1 protein-coding gene is annotated in these 374 nt (G+C 73.3%); it reads left to right on the forward strand.

From position 1 onward, the window contains the following. The coding region (locus tag NA389_RS21955) for a TPR domain-containing protein (protein ID WP_438795991.1) at positions 1–374 on the forward strand (374 nt) is incomplete at both ends.

Here is a 374-nt window from a genome sequence, read left to right on the forward strand (position 1 = left end):
CTGCTGTGGGTGCTGCCGCTGGCCGCCATCGTGGCGGGCGGGTGGATAATCGTTGCCCGCACGCGCCGGCGGGTGCGCCTGCGCCGGGAGCCGCTGCCGGCGGACACCCCGGTTTGCGGCGCGCGCGCCGGGTGGGGCGTTTACGTGCCGGGGGCCGTCATTGCGCTGGCGGTCGGCGCCATCAGTTACTCACAGACCGGCAGCTATCAGCAGGTCAGGGCCTGGCAGCAGGCAACGGCGCAGACGCCCGGGCTGCTGGCGCGGGCGCTGGACCCGCAGGCGCAGCCGCTGAATGAGGAGGAGATGGCGCGGCTGGCGCTGGGGCTGCGCACCCGCCTGCAGAATGATGCCGGCAATGTTGAGGGCTGGCTCAT

Source organism: Salmonella sp. NW645, assembly GCF_051703725.1.
Lineage (GTDB): Bacteria > Pseudomonadota > Gammaproteobacteria > Enterobacterales > Enterobacteriaceae > Salmonella > Salmonella enterica.